The 18,921-nt window shown below is 69.3% G+C and carries 16 protein-coding genes and 2 tRNA genes; 11 read left to right on the top strand and 7 right to left on the bottom strand.

The genetic code is table 11. The annotated features are described in order from the left end of the window. The first annotated feature begins 395 nt into the window (after positions 1-395). The 3 genes from ACFWF2_RS06125 to fabG all read left to right on the top strand — a co-directional run bounded on the left by ACFWF2_RS06125 (position 396) and on the right by fabG (position 1,393). A tRNA-Gly gene (locus ACFWF2_RS06125) sits at positions 396-466 on the top strand. Between the two features lie 42 nt (positions 467-508). Next, positions 509-585 (top strand) — tRNA-Pro (locus ACFWF2_RS06120). A 49-nt stretch (positions 586-634) separates the two neighbouring features. Then, a complete protein-coding gene (gene fabG, locus ACFWF2_RS06115; protein WP_379305110.1) occupies positions 635-1,393 on the top strand; it encodes a 3-oxoacyl-ACP reductase FabG in 759 nt (252 codons plus the stop codon). Between the two features lie 75 nt (positions 1,394-1,468). Here the strand turns inward: fabG and ACFWF2_RS06110 are convergent, their stop codons facing one another. The 3 genes from ACFWF2_RS06110 to ACFWF2_RS06100 form a co-directional block, all read right to left on the bottom strand. Next, positions 1,469-1,837, bottom strand: coding sequence for a hypothetical protein (locus tag ACFWF2_RS06110; protein WP_379305108.1), 369 nt, complete (start codon positions 1,835-1,837; stop codon positions 1,469-1,471). Between the two features lie 144 nt (positions 1,838-1,981). Continuing rightward, positions 1,982-2,785: a metallophosphoesterase gene (locus ACFWF2_RS06105; protein WP_379305106.1), complete on the bottom strand. Its 804-nt coding sequence runs from the start codon at positions 2,783-2,785 to the stop codon at positions 1,982-1,984. A gap of 42 nt (positions 2,786-2,827) precedes the next feature. Then, on the bottom strand, positions 2,828-5,302 hold the full coding sequence (locus tag ACFWF2_RS06100; RefSeq protein WP_379305104.1) for a phosphoketolase: 2,475 nt from the start codon (positions 5,300-5,302) through the stop codon (positions 2,828-2,830). Between the two features lie 162 nt (positions 5,303-5,464). Here ACFWF2_RS06100 and ACFWF2_RS06095 point away from each other — a divergent pair, with 162 nt between their 5' ends. The 5 genes from ACFWF2_RS06095 to clpX all read left to right on the top strand — a co-directional run bounded on the left by ACFWF2_RS06095 (position 5,465) and on the right by clpX (position 10,516). After that, entirely contained in the window at positions 5,465-6,019 is a 555-nt protein-coding gene (locus ACFWF2_RS06095) for an FKBP-type peptidyl-prolyl cis-trans isomerase (RefSeq protein ID WP_379305102.1), read from the top strand. Positions 6,020-6,157: 138 nt separating this feature from the next. Continuing rightward, a complete protein-coding gene (gene tig, locus ACFWF2_RS06090; protein ID WP_379305100.1) occupies positions 6,158-7,522 on the top strand; it encodes a trigger factor in 1,365 nt (454 codons plus the stop codon). A gap of 188 nt (positions 7,523-7,710) precedes the next feature. After that, the gene (locus tag ACFWF2_RS06085) at positions 7,711-8,286 is read left to right on the top strand and encodes an ATP-dependent Clp protease proteolytic subunit (protein ID WP_379030323.1); all 576 of its coding nucleotides are present in this window, start codon (positions 7,711-7,713) and stop codon (positions 8,284-8,286) included. Positions 8,287-8,328: 42 nt separating this feature from the next. Then, entirely contained in the window at positions 8,329-8,994 is a 666-nt protein-coding gene (locus ACFWF2_RS06080; RefSeq protein ID WP_218721479.1) for an ATP-dependent Clp protease proteolytic subunit, read from the top strand. 241 nt (positions 8,995-9,235) lie between these two features. Next, positions 9,236-10,516 (top strand): ATP-dependent Clp protease ATP-binding subunit ClpX, encoded by a 1,281-nt coding sequence (clpX, locus tag ACFWF2_RS06075; protein ID WP_189032986.1) that lies wholly within the window; start codon positions 9,236-9,238, stop codon positions 10,514-10,516. 57 nt (positions 10,517-10,573) lie between these two features. Here clpX and ACFWF2_RS06070 read toward each other — a convergent pair whose 3' ends face one another. Then, positions 10,574-11,383 (bottom strand): hypothetical protein, encoded by an 810-nt coding sequence (locus ACFWF2_RS06070; RefSeq protein WP_379305098.1) that lies wholly within the window; start codon positions 11,381-11,383, stop codon positions 10,574-10,576. 481 nt (positions 11,384-11,864) lie between these two features. Between ACFWF2_RS06070 and mihF the strand changes: the two genes are divergently transcribed. After that, on the top strand, positions 11,865-12,179 hold the full coding sequence (mihF, locus tag ACFWF2_RS06065) for an integration host factor, actinobacterial type (RefSeq protein ID WP_019045768.1): 315 nt from the start codon (positions 11,865-11,867) through the stop codon (positions 12,177-12,179). 79 nt (positions 12,180-12,258) lie between these two features. Here the strand turns inward: mihF and ACFWF2_RS06060 are convergent, their stop codons facing one another. Then, entirely contained in the window at positions 12,259-13,452 is a 1,194-nt protein-coding gene (locus ACFWF2_RS06060) for an FHA domain-containing protein (protein WP_379305096.1), read from the bottom strand. Positions 13,453-13,584: 132 nt separating this feature from the next. Here ACFWF2_RS06060 and ACFWF2_RS06055 point away from each other — a divergent pair, with 132 nt between their 5' ends. Next, complete coding sequence (locus ACFWF2_RS06055; RefSeq protein ID WP_379305094.1) at positions 13,585-14,820, top strand: GNAT family N-acetyltransferase; 1,236 nt, start codon at positions 13,585-13,587, stop codon at positions 14,818-14,820. Positions 14,821-14,922: 102 nt separating this feature from the next. On the opposite strand, the gene ACFWF2_RS06050 is transcribed toward ACFWF2_RS06055, so the two are convergent. Together ACFWF2_RS06050 and ACFWF2_RS06045 are read right to left on the bottom strand one after the other, a co-directional pair. After that, the gene (locus ACFWF2_RS06050) at positions 14,923-16,470 is read right to left on the bottom strand and encodes a glycerol-3-phosphate dehydrogenase/oxidase (RefSeq protein ID WP_379305092.1); all 1,548 of its coding nucleotides are present in this window, start codon (positions 16,468-16,470) and stop codon (positions 14,923-14,925) included. Further along, positions 16,460-17,080 (bottom strand): TetR/AcrR family transcriptional regulator, encoded by a 621-nt coding sequence (locus ACFWF2_RS06045; RefSeq protein ID WP_379305090.1) that lies wholly within the window; start codon positions 17,078-17,080, stop codon positions 16,460-16,462. The genes ACFWF2_RS06050 and ACFWF2_RS06045 overlap by 11 nt, the downstream gene beginning before the upstream one ends. Before the next feature lie 194 nt (positions 17,081-17,274). Between ACFWF2_RS06045 and ACFWF2_RS06040 the strand changes: the two genes are divergently transcribed. After that, the gene (locus tag ACFWF2_RS06040) at positions 17,275-18,903 is read left to right on the top strand and encodes an FAD-binding oxidoreductase (RefSeq protein WP_379305088.1); all 1,629 of its coding nucleotides are present in this window, start codon (positions 17,275-17,277) and stop codon (positions 18,901-18,903) included. Positions 18,904-18,921: the final 18 nt, after the last annotated feature.

Below are 18,921 nucleotides of genomic sequence, written 5' to 3'. Positions count from 1 at the left end.
TGGGTCGCCAATGGGTTCCTCCTGGCAAAGGGGGCGAGTCGTGACACTGCGGCCGAGTGGCCACGACTCCCCCCGACAAGGAGCCGTCACGCGCCATCTCATGGTGGCCTACTCGCCGCCCACATGCCAGGTTTTTAAGGAAAATTCTCCTATTTAATCCCCCGGTGGAGCAGGCGCCGGTCCCCATAGGCGCGCATCAACAATGGTGTCGGTCGGAGGGTTTCCACGGCTAGGGTCATTAGGCCCTAATCGGGCGCTGCGCCGGCGGGTGACAGCACCGTGGAGGAGGGCGCGTCGCCGTGCTCGCCAGGGGGCGGATTGGCATTTATCGCGCGGGATTCGGTACAGTCGTGTCGCACACGACATCGTGGCGATCCCATCGATGTCGTATGCCTGCGGGTGTAGTTCAATGGTAGAACCTCAGCCTTCCAAGCTGATGGTGCGGGTTCGATTCCCGTCACCCGCTCAAACATGAATTCCCTCGACGGCGTCGCAGCCTGCGAGGCCTCGGGGTGTAGCGCAGCTTGGTAGCGCATCCGCTTTGGGAGCGGAGGGTCGCAGGTTCAAATCCTGTCACCCCGACCATCACCATTTCGCCCAGTTGCAGGGTTGTGTCGGCGAGGTAGGAGTGCTCATGTCCACGGAACGCAGGGTCGCCATCGTCACCGGTGCCGCACGGGGTATCGGCGCCGCCGTCGCCGTCAAGCTCGCCGCCGACGGATATGCCGTCGCCGTCCTCGATCTCGATGCCGCAGCCTGCGCCGACACCGTCGCCGCCATCGAAGCCGCCGGTGGCAGTGCGCTCGCGGTGGGCGCCGATGTCTCCGACGAAGCCGCTGTCGCCGCGGCGGTCGAGCGGATCGCCACCGAGCTCGGCGCGCCGACGGTCCTGGTCAACAACGCGGGCGTGCTGCGCGACAACCTGCTGTTCAAGATGTCGGTCGACGACTGGGACACCGTCATGAACGTGCACCTGCGTGGCGCTTTCCTGATGACCCGCGCGGTGCAGAAGTACATGGTGGACGCCAAGTTCGGGCGCATCGTGAACCTGTCGAGCACCTCCGCGCTCGGCAACCGCGGTCAGGCCAACTACTCCGCGGCCAAGGCGGGCATGCAGGGCTTCACCAAGACCCTGGCCTTCGAGCTGGGCAAGTTCGGTGTCACCGCGAACGCGATCGCGCCCGGTTTCATCGAGACCGAGATGACCGCGGCCACCGCCGCCAGGGTCGGTGTCGACTTCGAGGCGTTCAAACAGGCCGCCGCGGCGCAGATCCCGGTCAACCGGGTCGGCAAGCCCGAGGACATCGCCAACACCGCGTCGTTCTTCGCGAGCGAGGGCGCCGGGTTCGTGTCCGGTCAGGTCATCTACGTCGCGGGCGGACCGAAGGACTGACCCGAAGGCTGGTGCGCGCGAAGAAATTTCGCCCATCCAGCCCGGCGGACCGCCGCCGCTGAATCTCGCTGCCGCTCAGGCGCAGCGGAAGCGGAATTCGGTGCTGACCGCGGTGCGCCGGCGGACCTCGAGCTGTACCGGTTCGGTGTCGGCGAGGGCGCAACCACCGGGCACGGTGATCACCCTCGCCTCGTAGCAGCCGTCGGGCAGCGCGATGGCGGCGCGACCGTCGGCGCCGCTGGTCAGGGTCGAGACGACCTTGGTCTCGTCGCAGCGGGTCACCGTGATCTCGGCGCGGTTGACGGGGATCGGTTCGCGACCGGTGATCGCCCGGACGGTCAGTGTCCCCGCGGTACTCGCCCCGGGCGGCGCCGGATCCGCGGTAGCCACCCCCGCACCGACCAGTGGGCAGAGCACGGCCAGTGCGAGCAACGTTCGGCGCATGAACCTCTCCTCGGCAGTGAGTCGGGTCGTCCGCCGCTGATGGTAAGCCCGATTCGCCACATCGCGGCCGACCGGTGCGGGATGTCGAGTTGACGATTCGGCGACGACGGCGCGACGCAAGATCGAGAAGGACCGCGGCCAGGCCTAACCGGCGGGGGTGATGCCTGCGCGTTCGGTCCAGATCTGTTCGGCGGGAACGGAGATCGTGGTCAGTTCGGGGTAGCGCACGGCGGAGAGGCTGCCGCCGAAGACGGCGCCGGTGTCCAGGCACAGGGTGTTGTTGACCCAGGTCAGCTTGGTGACGGGGGTGTGGCCGTAGAGGACGGTGGCGGTGCCGCGGTAGTCCCTGGCCCAGTCGTAGCGGATGGGCAGGCCGTGTTCGTCGTATTCGCCGGTGGGGGAGCCGTAGAGGGCGAACGAGCGGGCCCGGCCGGAGGTGCTGCCGTGCAGGCTTTCCGGCAGGCCCGCGTGCGCGACGACCAGCTTGCCGTGGTCGAGCAGATAGTGGCTGGGCAGCTCGCGCAGGAAAGTGTGCGCGGCGGTGCGGAATTCGAGGGCCTCGTCGGCGAGCTGGGCCAGTGAGCGTTCCAGGCCGTGCGCGATCCGGACATTGCGGCCGTCGAGGGCGCGCACCAGCTTGTAGTCGTGGTTGCCCGTGACGCACAGGGCGGTGCCCGCGGCGACCATGCCCATCGCCAGGCGCAGCACGCCGGGGGTGTCGGGGCCGCGGTCGACGAGATCGCCGACGAAGACCACGGTGCGCCCGTCCGGATGGGCGGCGCCGACCGCCCGGCCACGCTCGTCACGGTCGATCAGGTAGCCGAGTTCGCCGAGCAGGGTCTCGAGCTCGCCGCGGCAGCCGTGGACGTCGCCGATCACGTCGAACGGTCCGGTGAGGTCGCGGCGGTCGCGGGGGAGGGTGTGGTCGGTGCGGTGGGACTCGGTCATCGCCTCCATGGTCGTGCAGGCGCGGCCCGGGCCGCAAGCGCGTTACGTCACAGTGGGGATGGCGGCGTCGGGCCAGACCCAGTTCGCGACGACCGGGATGTCCTCGCCGTGCTCCCTCGTCCAGCGGCGCGCGGTCGACCTCGCGTCGACCATTTCCTGGCGCAGTCCCGCCGCTCGCTCGCGCAGGCCGGGGACCCGGTCGATCACGTCGAGCACCAGGTGGAAGCGGTCGAGATCGTTGAGCATGACCATGTCGAACGGGGTGGTGGTCGTGCCCTTCTCCTTATATCCACGCACGTGCAGATTGGCGTGATTGGTGCGGCGGTAGGTGAGCCGGTGCACCAGCCACGGGTAGCCGTGGAAGGCGAAGATCACCGGGCGGTCGGTGGTGAACAGCGCGTCGAACTCGGGATCGGCCAGGCCGTGCGGATGCTCGTCGGCGGGCAGCATGCGCATCAGGTCGACGACATTGACCACCCGGAGCCGCAGATCGGGCAGCCGATCACGCAGGATCGCCGCGGCGGCCAGGGTTTCCAGGGTGGGAATGTCGCCCGCGCAGCCGAGCACCACATCGGGCGTGGCGCCCAGCTCGTCGTTGTGGCAAGCCCACTCCCAGATGCCTGCCCCGCGAGCGCAGTGCACGGCCGCCTCGGGCACCGAGAGCCAGTCGGGCCCGGGCTGTTTGCCCGCGACGACCACATTCGCGTAGTGCAGCGAGCGCAGGCAGTGGTCGTAGGTGGACAGCAGGGTATTGGCGTCCGGCGGCAGATACACCCGCACGATCTCGGGACTCTTGTTCGCGACGACATCCAGGAATCCCGGGTCCTGATGGGTGAATCCGTTGTGGTCCTGGCGCCACACATGCGAGGTGAGCAGGTAGTTCAGGCTGGGAATCTTGCGCCGCCACGGCACCGCCAGGCTGGCGTCGAGCCATTTGGCGTGCTGGTTGAACATGGCGTCGACGATGTGGATGAACGCCTCGTAGCAGGTGAACACGCCGTGGCGGCCGGTCAGCAGGTAGCCCTCCAGCAGGCCCTGGCACATGTGCTCGGAGAGCACTTCGACGACACGGCCGGTCGGGGACAGGTCGACGTCCCAGCGGCCGACCTCGGCCTGCCAGTCCCGGCCGGTCACCTCGAGGATGTCCCGCAGCCGGTTGCTGACCAGTTCGTCGGGGGCGAGGGTGCGGAAATTGTGCGGGTTGCGCGCGGTGACATCGCGCAGCCAGCCGCCGAGCACCCGGGTCGCCTCGTGCTGTCCCGCACCCGGCTGCTCGACCTCGACGCCGTACTCGCGCCAGTCGGGCAGGTCGAGGTCACGTACCAGCAGGCCGCCGTTGGCCACCGGATTGAGACTCATCGGCCGGTCCGGGATCTGCTCGAGCAGGGCGGGCACCGGTGTGCCGCCCTCGTCGAACAGCTCGTCGGGCCGATACGACCGCAGCCACTGTTCCAGCACGCGCCGGTGCCGCGGGTTGGTGCGGGCCGCGGGCAGCGGCACCTGATGGGCGCGGAAGGTGCCCTCGACCCGCTCGCCGTCGACCACCGGGGGACAGGTCCAGCCCTTCGGCGTGTGCAGCACGATCATCGGCCAACGTGGCCGGGTGCTGACACCGTCCTCGCGGGCCGCGCGCTGGAACCCGGCGATCAGGTCGAGGCAGGTGTCCATCGCGGCGGCCATCGCCTGGTGCACCGGCGCCGGATCGTCGCCGGAGACGATGATCGGCTCGTAGCCGTATCCGCGCAGCAGCGCGACCAGTTCCGCCTCGGGGATACGGGCGAAGATGGTCGGATTGGCGATCTTGTACTCGTTGAGCGCCAGGATCGGCACCACCGCGCCGTCGCGGCCCGCGTTGAGGAACTTGTTCGCGTGCCAGCTGCCCGCGAGCGGACCGGTCTCGGCCTCGCCGTCGCCGATCACGCAGAACACCGTCAGATCGGGATGGTCGAGCGCGGCGCCGTAGGCGTGCAGCAGGCTGTAGCCGAGTTCGCCGCCCTCGTGGAACGAGCCGGGCGTCTCCGGCGCGCAGTGGCTCGGGACGCCGCCGGGGAAGGAGAACTGGTGGAACAGCCTGCGCATGCCGTCGCCGTCGCGCGGGATATCGGGGTAGAGCTCGGCGTAGGCGCCCTCCAGCCAGGCGCAGGCGTTGGGGCCGGGTCCACCGTGGCCGGGGCCCGCCACGTAGACGGCGTTCAGGTCGCGTTCCCTGATCACCCGATTCGCGTGCGCCCACACCAGATTCAGGCCGGGCACCGTGCCGAAATGGCCGAGCAGACGCGGCTTGATGTCCTCGGGCCGCAGCGGCTCGCGCAGCAGCGCGTTGCGCATCAGATAGATCTGACCGACCGCCAGATAGTTCGAGGCCCGCCACCAGGTGTCCACCGCGACGAGCTCGTCACGGGTCAGCGGGCCGGGGGCGTCGGTGAGGGCATAGGGCTTCGGGGCGATGGTCTCGCCGTCGCCGCCGCCCACGTTGTCGGCCGCGGTGTCGCGCTCGATATCGCTGGTCCTGGTCATCGCGGACTCTCCTCGCACTGGGTGAGCTGCGGCGTCGCGCGCCGCGGGACCTGTCCGTTGCGCCGATTCGACACTCGGCGACACCGGTGGAGAAACGCACCGCCGAGCCTACCGCCGTGCCGGTACCAGGGCCCGGATCAGCGGTCTATTACTGTGCGGGCCATGCATTCTCTCGGCAGGATCATCGGCATCGGACTCGTCGCGGCCGCCGCGATCGCGACAGCGGCGTGCGGCTCGGACACGGAGTCGTCCGGCACGACGTCGACCACCAGCGCCGCCGCCGGCGCGCCGACGGCGAGCAAGGGCCGCGAGTGCACCGCCGACGATGTGAAGGTCAGCGGTGGCTACGGCGACGCGCCGGAGATCACCATCCCGGACTCCTGCGACCCGCCCAAGACGCTGATCGTCAAGGACCTGGTCGCGGGCAACGGCCCCGGCGCGGTCGCGGGTCAGCCGCTGACCATGAACTACGCGCTGGTCACCTGGTCGGACAAGCAGACCCTCGACAGTTCCTTCAAGCGCGGCAAGCCGTTCCAGCTGACCCTCGGCGCCGGCCAGGTCATCGAGGGCTGGGACCAGGGTCTGCTCGGGGTCCAGCAGGGCACGCGCAGGCTGCTGATCGTGCCGCCGAACCTCGGCTACGGCGACGGTGGCAACGGCGTCGCGCCGAACGAGACGCTGGTCTTCGTCACCGACGCGGTGCAGGTCGGCCGCTAGCCGCCGCCCAAACAACTGCCGATTGCACGGCCGCGAACGCGGTCAACTACCCTGGTCGGGATGCGCATTGTGCGCCGCCTCAGGGTGCGACGCCCCATGCGGGGACACCACATGAACTACGAACCAAGGAGCATGTCCGTGAAGAGCACCGTCGAGCAGCTGAGCCCGACCCGGGTCCGGATCAACGTCGAGGTGCCCTTCGAGGAGCTGAAGCCCGACTTCGACAAGGCGTACAAGGCGCTGGCCCAGCAGGTCAAGATCCCCGGCTTCCGTCCGGGTAAGGCTCCGGCCAAGCTGATCGAGACCCGCGTCGGCCGTGGCGCCGTGCTGGAGCAGGTCGTCAACGACGCCCTGCCGGGCCGCTACGCCGAGGCCGTGCAGTCCGCCGAGGTGAAGGTCATCGGCCAGCCCGAGATCGAGATCACCAAGATCGAAGACGGCGAAGAGCTGGCGTTCACCGCCGAGGTCGACGTGCGCCCCGAGATCGCGCTGCCGGACTACTCGGGCCTCGAGGTCACCGTCGACGCGTTCACCATCGAGGACACCGACATCGAGCAGCAGCTCACCTCGCTGCGTCAGCGCTTCGGCACCCTCACCGGTGTGGAGCGCGCCGTGCAGGACGGCGACTTCGTGTCGATCGACCTCTCGGCCACCGTCGACGGCGAGGACGTCCCCGAGGCGGCCACCACCGGTCTGTCGCACGAGGTCGGTTCGGGTCAGCTGATCGAGGGCCTCGACGAGGCGGTCACCGGTCTGTCGGCCGGCGAGTCGAAGGAGTTCACCTCCACCCTGGTCGCCGGCGAGCACGCCGGTAAGGAAGCCGTCATCACCGTCACCGTGCAGTCGGTGAAGGAGCGCGAGCTGCCCGAGGCCGACGACGAGTTCGCCCAGCTGGCCAGCGAATTCGACACCATCGACGAGCTCAAGGAAGACCTGAAGGGCCGCGTCGAGCGCGTCAAGAAGGTCGAGCAGGCCGGTCAGATCCGTGACAAGGTGCTCGACACCCTGCTCGAGACCGTCGAGGTCCCGCTGCCCGAGGCCGTCGTCAAGGCCGAGGTCGACGCGGTGCTGCACGACGCCGTCCACGGCTTCGACCACGACGAGGCCAAGCTGGCCGAGGCGCTCGAGGCGCAGGGCTCCTCCCGCGAGGAGTTCGACAAGGACACCCAGGAAGCCGCCGAGAAGTCGGTCAAGACCCAGCTGCTGCTCGACGCCATCGCCGAGGCCGAGAACACCCAGGTCGGCCAGCAGGAGCTCACCGAGCGAATCCTGTTCCAGGCCCAGCGCTACGGCATGTCGCCGGAGCAGTTCATCCAGCAGGTGCAGCAGGCCGGTCAGCTCGGCGCGGTGTTCGCCGACGTCCGTCGCGGCAAGGCGCTGGCCGGTGTCGTCGGTCAGGTGAAGGTCACCGACTCCGAGGGCAACGTGGTCGACACCACCGAAATGTTCGGTGACCCCGCGGATTCCGCCGAGACCGAGCAGGTCGAGGCAGCCGCCGAATAGGTTTTGTGATGCCGGTGTGACCGGTACCCCTACCGGGGTGCTTGGATTGCGCTGTGAGCGAAGAAGGGCGGTACCGGGAGTTCGGTGCCGCCCTGCTTCGTTACTGTTTGTGACGACGAACCGTATGGCCGTAGCAAATCGGTGAGAAGAGAAGGCAGGTATCCGTGACAATCAACCAGGCAGGGGTCATGACAGCCGCTACTGCTGGTCTCAACCTCAGTGATTCGGTGTACGAGCGGCTGCTGCGCGAGCGCATCATCTTCCTCGGCACCCAGGTCGACGACGACATCGCCAACAAGCTGTGCGCCCAGATCCTGCTGCTCGACGCCGAGGATCCGACCAAGGACATCTCGCTCTACATCAACTCCCCTGGTGGCTCGGTCACCGCGGGCATGGCGATCTACGACACCATGCAGTTCGCCGAGTGCGACATCAAGACCGTCGCGATGGGCCTGGCCGCGTCGATGGGGCAGTTCCTGCTGACCGCGGGCACCAAGGGCAAGCGTTTCGCGCTGCCGCACACCCGGATCATGATGCACCAGCCGTCGGCGGGCATCGGTGGTTCGGCGGCCGACATCGCCATCATGGCCGAGCAGTTCGCGCACACCAAGCGGGAGCTCAACGAGCTGCAGTCGCTGCACACCGGCAAGTCGGTGGAACAGGTGACCGAGGACGCGGATCGCGACCGCTGGTTCACGGCGAAGGAAGCCCTCGAATACGGCTTCATCGACCACGTGGTCAGCCACGCGAACCAGGCGAAGTAACGCCGCCGTCCCCCCTCACTCGAGACAAGCTTGGAGATAAAGATGGCCAACCTCTTCGACCCGCGCGCCGGACATGGCGGCTCCGCTGCGGGCCTCCCGCAGGCGCGCTACATCCTGCCGCAGTTCACCGAGCAGACTTCGTTCGGCGTCAAGACTTCCGACCCGTACAACAAGCTGTTCGAAGAGCGCATCATCTTCCTGGGCAACCAGGTCGACGACGTCTCGGCGAACGACATCATGGCGCAGCTGCTGGTGCTGGAGTCCCAGGACCCCGATCGTGACATCACGATGTACATCAACTCGCCCGGTGGCTCGTTCACCGCGCTGATGGCCATCTACGACACCATGCAGTACGTGCGCCCCGACGTGGTGACGGTGTGCCTCGGCCAGGCCGCCTCGGCCGCCGCGGTGCTGCTGGCCGCCGGTGCGCCCGGCAAGCGCGCCGCGCTGCCCAACGCGCGCATCCTGATTCACCAGCCGTCCTCGGGTGGCGTGCAGGGCCAGGTGTCCGACCTCGAGATCGCCGCGGCCGAGATCGAGCGGATGCGCCGCCTGATGGAGGTCACCATCTCGCGTCACACCGGCAAGTCCGAGGAGCAGGTCCGCAAGGACACCGACCGCGACAAGATCCTGACGGCCGAGGAGGCCAAGGAATACGGCATCGTCGATCAGGTCTTCGACTACCGGAAGCTCAGCGGACAGAAGTGACACGCCCGGGCCCGTCGCCGCAGTTTCGGCGGCGGGCCCACCAATTTCGCGCGGGTTGGCCCACAATGGTGAGAACCCGCACAACCCTGAACAGAAACATGCGCGAGTTGTCGACCTCATTCGCGCACACCAGGTACGGTCGACTCAGGGACCATTGCTCTGATTGACGGCACCGAAACGTATTTCCGGCCCAATCGGGGGACGACGGTCGCACTCGGACAAGGAAGTAGGGACCTACGAGATGGCGCGCATCGGAGACGGCGGCGATCTGCTCAAGTGCTCGTTCTGCGGAAAGAGCCAGAAGCAGGTCAAGAAGCTCATTGCGGGCCCCGGGGTCTATATCTGCGACGAGTGCATAGACCTCTGCAACGAGATCATCGAGGAAGAGCTGGCCGAGTCGAGCGAGGTCAAGCTCGACGAGCTGCCCAAGCCCTCGGAGATCCGGGACTTCCTGGAGAACTACGTCATCGGCCAGGACACGGCCAAGCGCACCCTCGCGGTCGCGGTGTACAACCACTACAAGCGCATCCAGGCCGGCGACAAGGGCCGCGACAGCCGCGGCGAGAGCGTCGAGCTGGCCAAGTCGAACATCCTGATGCTCGGCCCCACCGGCTGCGGTAAGACCTACCTCGCGCAGACGCTGGCGAAGATGCTGAACGTGCCGTTCGCCATCGCCGACGCCACCGCGCTCACCGAGGCGGGCTACGTCGGTGAGGATGTCGAGAACATCCTGCTGAAGCTGATCCAGGCCGCCGACTACGACGTCAAGCGCGCCGAGACCGGCATCATCTACATCGACGAGGTCGACAAGATCGCCCGCAAGAGCGAGAACCCCTCGATCACCCGTGACGTCTCCGGCGAGGGCGTGCAGCAGGCGCTGCTGAAGATCCTGGAGGGCACCCAGGCGAGTGTGCCGCCGCAGGGCGGTCGCAAGCACCCGCACCAGGAGTTCATCCAGATCGACACCACCAACGTGCTGTTCATCGTGGCAGGCGCGTTCGCGGGCCTGGAGAAGATCATCTCCGACCGCACCGGTCACCGCGGGATCGGCTTCGGCGCCGAGGTCCGCTCCAAGGCCGAGGTCGACACCGACGACCACTTCGCCGACGTGATGCCCGAGGACCTGATCAAGTTCGGTCTGATCCCCGAGTTCATCGGCCGCCTGCCCGTCGTCGCCTCGGTGACGAACCTGGACAAGGAATCGCTGGTCAAGATCCTCTCCGAGCCGAAGAACGCGCTGGTCAAGCAGTACGTCCGGCTCTTCGAGATGGACGGCGTCGACCTCGAGTTCACCACCGACGCCCTCGAAGCCGTTGCCGATCAGGCGATCCTGCGCGGCACCGGCGCCCGTGGCCTGCGCGCCATCATGGAGGAAGTCCTGCTTCCGGTGATGTACGACATCCCGGGCCGCGACGACGTCGCCAAGGTGGTCGTCGACGCCGACACCGTCACCGAGAACGTCCTGCCGACGATCGTGCCCCGCAAGACCCAGCGCACCGAGCGCCGCGAGAAGTCGGCCTAGAGCCACGAAAGAGAGGGCCCGTACTCCGATCGGAGTACGGGCCCTCTTCGCGTTCTGCTAGCCCTCGCGGAAGGCCGGAGCCGCCGAGAGGAGGTCTTCGGCGTCGTCGGTGGGGATCTCGGCCGAGGCGCGGGCGATGGCGGTGCTGTAGCGGGCGCTGGCGGCGTTGTGGATCATCAGGGCGACACCGATCATCACCGGGGCCACGGCGTGCACCGCGGCGTCGTACCAGTGCCCGGCGCTCAGGTGCGGATAGGTGTTGAGGGCGATGGTGAGGGCGAGCAGGAACAGCTCGGCGACCAGGACCTGGGTGCGGTTGCCCATCACGCCCCACTCGGCCACGCGGGTGGTGCCGATCATGATGATGATCAGGCAGACGCTGATCATCGCCTCCAGGCCGAAGCTGGCCCAGTAGAGCGGGTCGCTCGGCCCGCCAGGAGCGATGTTGTGCTGGACGTTGACCGCCGACCACAGCATGCCCGCGATCACCACGCCTGCCAGTGCGCGCAGCGACCACGTGCGGTGCTGGTAGAGCGAGGCCAGCCGGGCGCGCGGGTTGGATTCGCGGCGCTGCGCGGCGATGGCCTTGCGGGCCAGCATCACGTCGGCCATCTCGGCCCGCTCCATCTCGGCGGTGGTCTCGCGCAGCCGATCGGCGTGCATGGAGGCCGACTTGATCTGCTTCCAGCGCTGGTCGCGCTCGTAGGTGCGGATCTTCTCGGCGAGTTCGCGCTCGGCGCGCAGCTCGTCCTCGGACAGTGCGTCGGTCAGGGCCGGATCGGACTGGTAGGCGATGCGTCGCCTGGCCCGTTCGACCCGGACCGGCAACGCAACGACCTCGTCATCGAGCGGGTGTTCCTCGCGCATCGCAACTCCAGTTAGCAAAAGGGTTCGCCGGGTCGCGTCATTCTTGCGCATAAGGTGGCAGAGAGCACAACCGCGGGCCGGTTAGGGCCGGCCCGCGGAGGCCGGAAAACGTCTGGCGCACAACTGTGTAGCTGGAACCGCACTGTCACGGGGAGACGGTGACGACCGGGGAACCGGTCGCGCCCGGGGCCGAGGAGCTTCGTTGATCCTCCGTGGTTCGCCGTTGAACCTTGATCCCGTTCGGTGCTTCTGTTGAATTTTTCGTCGCAGGCCGGTGTGGTGTTACGCGCGTCACTCGGCGGAGTTTCGTCCGTTTCGTCCGTCTTACTGGGCGTTCACCCATTACGACGGGCTCACCACGCAAAACTCATCGGCGTATCCTCGCGGTGTGTCGGACTGGTGCTGCCGTTCGGTTGCTGTTTACTCGGTCCGTCAATCAGATGTTCGAGTTGTTCGAGTGACGAGTGGAAGCGGAGGAGACATGGCACTGCCTACGATGACCGCCGAACAGCGCACCGAGGCGTTGGCCAAAGCGGCTGCCGTGCGCAAGGCGCGCTCGGAACTGATCGGCAAGGTGAAGGAGGGCAAGGTCACCGTCGCCGATCTGCTCAAGAAGGCCGACAGCGACGACCTGGTCAAGAAGACCAAGGTCGCTGCGGTGATCAAGGCGCTGCCGGGTGTCGGCCCGGTGAAGGCGGCCAAGCTGATGGATCAGGCCGAGATCCCCGAGGATCGCCGCATCGGCGGGCTCGGTGCTCGCCAGCGCGCGGCGCTGCTCGACGCCCTCGAGGCCTGAGCCGAACAGCGATCCGACGCCCGTGGACGCACAGCGTGCACACCACGGGCGTCGGGATAGTTCGGCCTGAAGCGGTCTCTCAGACGCAGTAGGTCAGCAGGAAATCGTTGATCCGCAGGCGCCAGCCCGGCTGTAGCTCGATGGGAAGGGTGCCGACGCGGGACCAGCGTTCGGAATCGGGGGCGGCGAAGAACGTACCGGAGGTGGCGGGGGCTTCCCGGACGAACACCTTGCCACGGTCGGGGGCGACGAAGGCATGGACCCGGGAGACGAGCCGGTCGCGTTCGATCAGGATGGGGGTGGCGGCGGCGGCCCGCACCGATTCGTCGCCGGAGGGGTTACGGCCGAGGACGTAGGGCCGGTCCAGCGGGTAGCTCAGCCCGTCCTCGGTGACCAGGGCGCCGCGCGGACTACTCGGCTGCGGCCCGGATTTTCCCAGCGCGACGGGCTCGGCCAGCTTCGCGGCATCCAAGGCCTGTGACCAGGCCAGGGGGGCGTTGGTGGCCGGGGTGTTGCGCGGGCCGGTGCTGACGGTGACGCCGTCACCGGTGTTCGGCCGCGAGCCCGTGCTCACGGTCTCGCCGTCGGCGCTGCCCGCCTCGGGCACGAAACCGGTTGCCGGACCGGTGGATCCGGGCGCGGAGTCGCCGGGCAGTGCGAAACCGGCGGTGGCGGGCCTTGCCTCGCCGTTCTCGACATGGCCGGACGGCTCGCGCAGTGCCCGGAAACCGGTGGCTTCGGTCGGCGGCGGCTCGTCGATCGCCTCGACGCGGCGCGGCGCCGGATTGCGGCGGCGGCCGAGGGTGAGCACGAAACCGTTGCCGGTGACGATGCCCGCCCGCAGATCGGTGCGCGGATTGGCGCTGGTCGGGTCGGCCATCTCGGCGCCGACCGCGATCCGGCGGACGGGTTCGCGGATGATCTCGTCGACCCAGGTGAAGGCACGGTCGCCGGCGAGGCGGCGATTGCCCTCGGCGCCGGAGATCTCGGCGATCACCGCGCCGCGCAACAAGATCAGCATCCCGTCGGCGGTGGGCGCCAGCACACCGAACGGCGGCGGTGCGGAGGCGCCACCGAAGACGACACCGGCTAGTCGCTGGGCCAGCGCCGCACCGGGCGACGAGGCCGCGGTACTCATCGCGACGGTCTCGACCGCGCCGAGTAGGCGATCGGTGGACGGTGTCTCGCCGGCGAGATAGACGACGACGTCGCCGAATCGGGCGACGATCCCGGTCCCGGGCACGATGGCCACGGTGGACGAATGCGCGCGCATCAATGCCTCCTTGTCGGACTGGCCGTTGTCAGCATAGAACGACTGGCGCGCGGGGGCTGAGGGTTGAGGTCGGTGCGGAGTGCGAACGTTGTTCGTGCCAAACGTCGTTCGTGCGCCGCGTAGGATCGGCGCATGAATGCCGCACCCGTCAGTCGCCGGGCCAGACCGGCGAAAGCCCCGCTCAGTCGCGAGGTGGTCATTCGGACCGGACTGCGCATCCTCGACACCGACGGCCCGGCCGCGCTGACCATGCGCCGGGTCGCCCAGGAACTCGACACCGGCGCCGCCTCGCTCTACGTCTACGTCGCCCATCGCGACGACCTCATGACCGGCATGCTCGACCACGTCCTGTCCACCGTGACCACGCCCACCGATGGTGACTGGCGGCAGCGCCTGACCGCCGTCGTCGAGAACACGATCGAGGCGCTCGGCAAGCACGCGGGTCTCGCGCCGCACGCCTTCGGCAGGCTCCCGGCGACCGAACACGCGCTCGGCCTGATCGAACAGCTCCTCGCCCTGCTCCGCGAGGGCGGCCTCGATCCGGCGACCGCCACCTGGGCCGTCGACCTGATCCACCGGCACATCACCGCCGAAGCCGCCGAGCGGGCCGCCTGCGACGTCGAGGGCGGGACCGAGGCGGACGACATCGCCGAGCGTTTCGCCGAACTGCCCGCCGAGCGCTACCCGACCATCGTCGCCCTGCGTGCGCAGATGACCGCGGGCGGCGATGCCCGCGCCCGGTGGGCTCTGCGCGCCCTGCTCAGCGGCATCATCGCCACCCCGGCGGACGCGGTGACCGGCGTCGATCAGCCAGGGACCGCCGAGCGGCGACCGGTGGTCGGCGGCCCGATCCGACCCGCGAGCGAGTCCGAGATCCCGGTGCTGCAGGAGATCGAGCAACGTGCCGGTGCGCCGTTCGCCGAGGTCGGCATGACCGCGGTCGCCGAGGACGAGCCGCCGCAGGCCGACACCCTGCGCGAATACATCGCCGCCGAGCGCGCGTGGGTGTGGCCCGACGACACCGGCCGCCCGATCGGCTACCTGGTGCTCGGTCTCGTCGACGGACAGCCGCACATCGACCAGGTGTCGGTCGACCCGGCCCACGCGGGCCTTCGCCTCGGCAAACGCCTGATCGACCACGCGGTCCACTGGGCGAAAGACCGTGGGCTGCACGAGATCACCCTCACCACCTTCACCGAGGTGCCGTGGAACGGCCCGTACTACGAGCGCCTCGGCTTCACCTACATCCCCGCCGCCGACGAGACACCGGAGCTGCGGGCCATCCGCGCCGCCGAGATCGCCCACGGCCTCGACGAATGGCCACGCGCCTGCATGCGCGTAGACCTGGCCACCTGGGTCGACGGCTGACCTTCCGCTCGCCGAGCGCACCCGCCGACCGGGCGGTCGTCGCGGTGCGGGCGGCTCACCGTCGCGGATGCCCGTTTGCCGCGCTGACGGGCAGTCGCGCGGTCAGCTGCCGACGACAGCCCGGGCGAACGCGGCTTCCGCGGCGGGAGTGGCGGCGGCGCGGTCGGACGGGACCAGGCCGATGCGGGAGCGGCGGTCGAGGAGATCGTCGACGGTGAGGGCGCCCTCGTGGCTGATGGCGAAGTCGAATTCGGCGGCGGTGACGTCGATTCCGGGGGCGACCGGTTCGCGCAGGGACGGGTCGGCCAGCCAGGCCGAGACGATCTGGCCCGCCTCGCTGCCGTAGCGCTCGATGAGGACCGGGGGTGCGTCGATGCGGTCGCGTGCCGCGCCCGCGACCGCGCCGACCAGGGGCAGGCGGGTCGTGCGGCAGTTCGACGCGGGCAGCGCGGCGTGGGCGACGGCGGCGTCGACGGCGTCCTGGGCCATCTGGCGGTAGGTGGTGAGCTTGCCGCCGACGACGGTGATCAGGCCGTCGGGGGAGGTGAGGACCGCGTGCTCGCGGGAGATGTCGGCGGTGCTGTCGTCGGCGGTCTCGAGCAGCGGGCGCAGGCCGGCGAAGCGGCCGCGGATGTCGGCGCGGGTCAGCGGTTCGCGCAGCGCGGTGTTGATGGTGTCGAGCAGGAAGTCGATCTCGGACTCGGTGGGCTGCGGCTCGTCCGGGATCGGGCCGGGCGCTTCCTCGTCGGTGAGTCCGAGGTAGACGCGGCCGTGCGCGGCGGGCAGAGCGAAGACGAAACGGCTGATGCTGCCAGGAACCGGCACCGTCAGCGCCGCGCTCAAGCCGCCGAACGCGGAGGCGTCGAACACCAGGTGGGTGCCGCGGCTGGGCCGCAGCTTGATGCTGTGGTCGACCTCGCCCGCCCACACGCCGGTCGCGTTGATCACCGCGCGCGCCCGCACGGTCAGCGTCTCGCCGGTGCGGGTGTCGCGCAGCTGGACCGAATCGCCGGTCGCGGCAACGGCTTCCATGCGGGTGAGCACCGTCGCGCCCTCGGCGGCCGCGGTGCGGGCCAGGGCGACGACCAGGCGCGCGTCGTCGACGAGCTGGCCATCCCAGGCCTGCAGACCACCACGCAGCCCGTCGCGGCGCACGGTCGGCGCCAGTCGCAGTGCCTCGGCGGCGGCGACCCGGCGCGAGCGCGGCAGGGTGTCGGCGGAGGTGCGGGCGGCGATGCGCAGCGCGTCACCGGCGGCGAAACCCGCGCGGATGAGTGAACTCTGGGCCGTCTTGATACCGGGCAGCAGCGGCACCAGCTGGGGGAGCGGGCGCACCAGGTGCGGCGCGGTGGTCCGCAGCAGGACGCCGCGCTCGACTGCGCTCTCGTGTGCGATCCCGACCCGCCCGCTCGCCAGGTACCGCAGGCCGCCGTGCACCAGCTTCGAACTCCAGCGGCTGGTGCCGAACGCGAAGTCGGCGCGCTCGACCAGCAGGGTGCGCAGGCCACGGGACACGGCGTCGAGGGCGACACCGGCGCCGGTCACGCCACCGCCGATCACCAGGACGTCGACTTCGGGCCGATCGCCGAGGGCGGTCAGGTCGGCGGTGCGGCGGGTCGCGTTGAGGGCGAACTTCGAATCAGGAGTCATCACAGTCCTTGTCGCGTGGCGGGAGCAGGTAACCCTCGATCGCCCTCGACAGCTCCGCGTCGAACTGCGCACCGGCCAGCAGCGGCTCCACCGTGCCCGCGGACTGCACCGCGGACTGGGTGATGAGCAGCAGCATGGCCGCCATCTGCTCGGCATCGCCCGCACGGATCGATCCGTCGTCGTGGCCGAGCCGGATCGCGGTCGCGAACAGCTCGATCAGCGTGCGCTGGTTGCGCCCCAGCCTGCCGAACACATAGGTGAGCATCAGATCGGTGTCGGTGCGGAAGATCTTGGCGAACACCGCGTTCGCCCGGATCGCCGCGGCACCGGCGACGATGCCACGGACCAGCCGGTCCCGGCCGAGGCCGATCTCGGGCATGGTCTCGCCGACGATCGTGCGTAGCTCGCGCACGAGCAGTTCGGCGATCAGCGAACCCGTGTCGGGCCAGCGCCGGTACACCGTCGGCCTGCTGACCCCGGCGCGGCGCGCCACCTCGGTGAGGGTGGTGCGACGGACGCCGAAGTCGACGACACAGGCCCGCGTGGCATCGAGAATCGCCACGTCGGTGGGCGAGAGTTGCTCGTCCGCGTTGGTCGCGATTTCGATCATCGTGCTTCACCCCGGTGTGTTCGGCGGCGCCGGATCCGGCGCAGTGGTCGAGCTGGCAACGCTCAAGGGTATCGAGCGGACCAGCGGGGTCGGTGTCGTGAATGCGGGGCAGTGACATCCGACAGCGGTCGGATGCCGACTCGAGGACTTATCGTACTGGTTACTGCTTGACACTATATGTCAGAATGTAACGCATGGTCGAGACGCAACCCGAAAATGCCGGTGCCACCACCCTGCAGCCGAGTATGGTGTGGGACGCCTGGGGTGTCCCCGCTGGACACCAGCCCCTGTCGGCGCAGATCCGCGGCCTGCTCGCGCAGGTGTTCGGTATCTCGGGCGAGCCGGTGGCGCGTCGCGACGAGGGCGACGTGCCGCTGCGCCCCTCCACTCTCACGGCCGACGATCGGGCCGGGCTCACGGCCGTCGTTGGTGACGAACATCTCAGCACCGCCGATGTCGTCCGGCTGCGCCACGCGGGCGGCAAGAGCACCCCGGATCTGTTGCGCCGCAGGGCCGACGGCCCGCAGGACGCGCCCGACGCGATCCTCTTCCCCGCCGATCATGCCCAGGTCCTCGCCCTGCTGAGCTACTGCTCCGAGCACGGCATCGCCGTCGTCCCGTTCGGCGGCGGCACCAGCGTGGTCGGCGGTGTCGATCCGGTGCGCGGACAGTTCGCGACCGTCATCGCGCTGGATCTGCGCAGGCTCGACACCGTCACCGGGGTCGACCCGGTCAGCGGCCTGGCGACCCTGGGCGCCGGTCTCGCCGGACCGCGGGCGGAGGCGCTGCTCGGCGAGCACGGGCTCTCGCTCGGGCACTTTCCGCAGAGCTTCGAGTTCGCGACCATCGGCGGGTTCGCCGCGACCAGGTCGTCGGGTCAGGCCTCGGCGGGCTACGGCCGCTTCGACGACATGGTCGAGCGACTGGTGATCGCCACGCCGCAGGGCACCGTCGAACTCGGGCGGGCACCCGCCTCGGCCGCCGGGCCGGACCTGCGTGAGCTGTTCGTCGGCTCCGAGGGCACCCTCGGCATCATCACCTCGGTGACGCTGCGCGTGCATCCGGTCCCGGAAACCACCGCCTACCAGGCCTGGTCGTTCCCCGACTTCGCCACCGGCGCGGCCGCGCTGCGCTCGCTGGTGCAGACCGGTGCGGCGCCGACGGTGCTGCGGCTGTCCGACGAGGCCGAGACCGGGCTGAACCTGGCCCGCTCCGGCGACGTCGGCGGCGCTTCGGTCGCGGGCTGCCTGGCCATCACCACCTACGAGGGCACCGAGGAGCACGTCGCCGCCCGCGCGCTGGAGGCCAGCGGCCTGCTGACCGCCGCGGGCGGCACCGCGCTCGGCGAGGCGCCCGCGCAGCAGTGGGAGCACGGCCGCTTCGCCGCGCCGTACCTGCGTGACGCGCTGCTCGATGTCGGTGTGCTGTGCGAGACCCTGGAGACCGCGACCACCTGGGCGAACCTGTCGAATCTGAAGACCAAGGTCACCGGCGCGCTGATGGATTCGCTCGGCGCGCAGGGCACGCCCGCGCTGGTGATGTGCCACATCTCGCACACCTACCCGACCGGCGCCTCGCTGTACTTCACCATCGTCGCCAAGCAGCTCGACGACCCGATCGCGCAGTGGCACATCGCCAAGTCCGCGGTCGGTGACGCGATCATCGCCGCGGGCGGCACCATCACCCATCACCACGCCGTCGGCGCCGACCATCGTCCGTGGATGTCGGCCGAGGTCGGCGACCTGGGCGTTCGCGTCTTGCGCGCGGTGAAACGCGAACTCGACCCCGCCGGGGTGCTCAATCCTGGAAAGCTGGTGCCGTGAGGGAGCTTTGGCGAGTGA

The sequence above is a fragment of the Nocardia sp. NPDC060259 genome (genome assembly GCF_042728775.1).
Classification (GTDB): Bacteria; Actinomycetota; Actinomycetes; order Mycobacteriales; family Mycobacteriaceae; genus Nocardia.
Note: the sequence above shows the minus strand (reverse complement) of the source record. Positions and strands in the feature narration are given on the sequence as shown.

What these genes read in the sequence shown, in the direction of transcription:
- fabG (WP_379305110.1), top strand. Translation starts at nt 635, where the DNA reads ATGTCCACGGAACGCAGGGTCGCCATCGTCACCGGTGCCGCACGGGGT.
- ACFWF2_RS06110 (WP_379305108.1), bottom strand. Translation starts at nt 1,837, where the DNA reads ATGCGCCGAACGTTGCTCGCACTGGCCGTGCTCTGCCCACTGGTCGGT.
- ACFWF2_RS06105 (WP_379305106.1), bottom strand. Translation starts at nt 2,785, where the DNA reads ATGACCGAGTCCCACCGCACCGACCACACCCTCCCCCGCGACCGCCGC.
- ACFWF2_RS06100 (WP_379305104.1), bottom strand. Translation starts at nt 5,302, where the DNA reads ATGACCAGGACCAGCGATATCGAGCGCGACACCGCGGCCGACAACGTG.
- ACFWF2_RS06095 (WP_379305102.1), top strand. Translation starts at nt 5,465, where the DNA reads ATGCATTCTCTCGGCAGGATCATCGGCATCGGACTCGTCGCGGCCGCC.
- ACFWF2_RS06085 (WP_379030323.1), top strand. Translation starts at nt 7,711, where the DNA reads ATGACAGCCGCTACTGCTGGTCTCAACCTCAGTGATTCGGTGTACGAG.
- ACFWF2_RS06080 (WP_218721479.1), top strand. Translation starts at nt 8,329, where the DNA reads ATGGCCAACCTCTTCGACCCGCGCGCCGGACATGGCGGCTCCGCTGCG.
- clpX (WP_189032986.1), top strand. Translation starts at nt 9,236, where the DNA reads ATGGCGCGCATCGGAGACGGCGGCGATCTGCTCAAGTGCTCGTTCTGC.
- ACFWF2_RS06070 (WP_379305098.1), bottom strand. Translation starts at nt 11,383, where the DNA reads ATGCGCGAGGAACACCCGCTCGATGACGAGGTCGTTGCGTTGCCGGTC.
- mihF (WP_019045768.1), top strand. Translation starts at nt 11,865, where the DNA reads ATGGCACTGCCTACGATGACCGCCGAACAGCGCACCGAGGCGTTGGCC.
- ACFWF2_RS06060 (WP_379305096.1), bottom strand. Translation starts at nt 13,452, where the DNA reads ATGCGCGCGCATTCGTCCACCGTGGCCATCGTGCCCGGGACCGGGATC.
- ACFWF2_RS06055 (WP_379305094.1), top strand. Translation starts at nt 13,585, where the DNA reads ATGAATGCCGCACCCGTCAGTCGCCGGGCCAGACCGGCGAAAGCCCCG.
- ACFWF2_RS06050 (WP_379305092.1), bottom strand. Translation starts at nt 16,470, where the DNA reads ATGACTCCTGATTCGAAGTTCGCCCTCAACGCGACCCGCCGCACCGCC.
- ACFWF2_RS06045 (WP_379305090.1), bottom strand. Translation starts at nt 17,080, where the DNA reads ATGATCGAAATCGCGACCAACGCGGACGAGCAACTCTCGCCCACCGAC.
- ACFWF2_RS06040 (WP_379305088.1), top strand. Translation starts at nt 17,275, where the DNA reads ATGGTCGAGACGCAACCCGAAAATGCCGGTGCCACCACCCTGCAGCCG.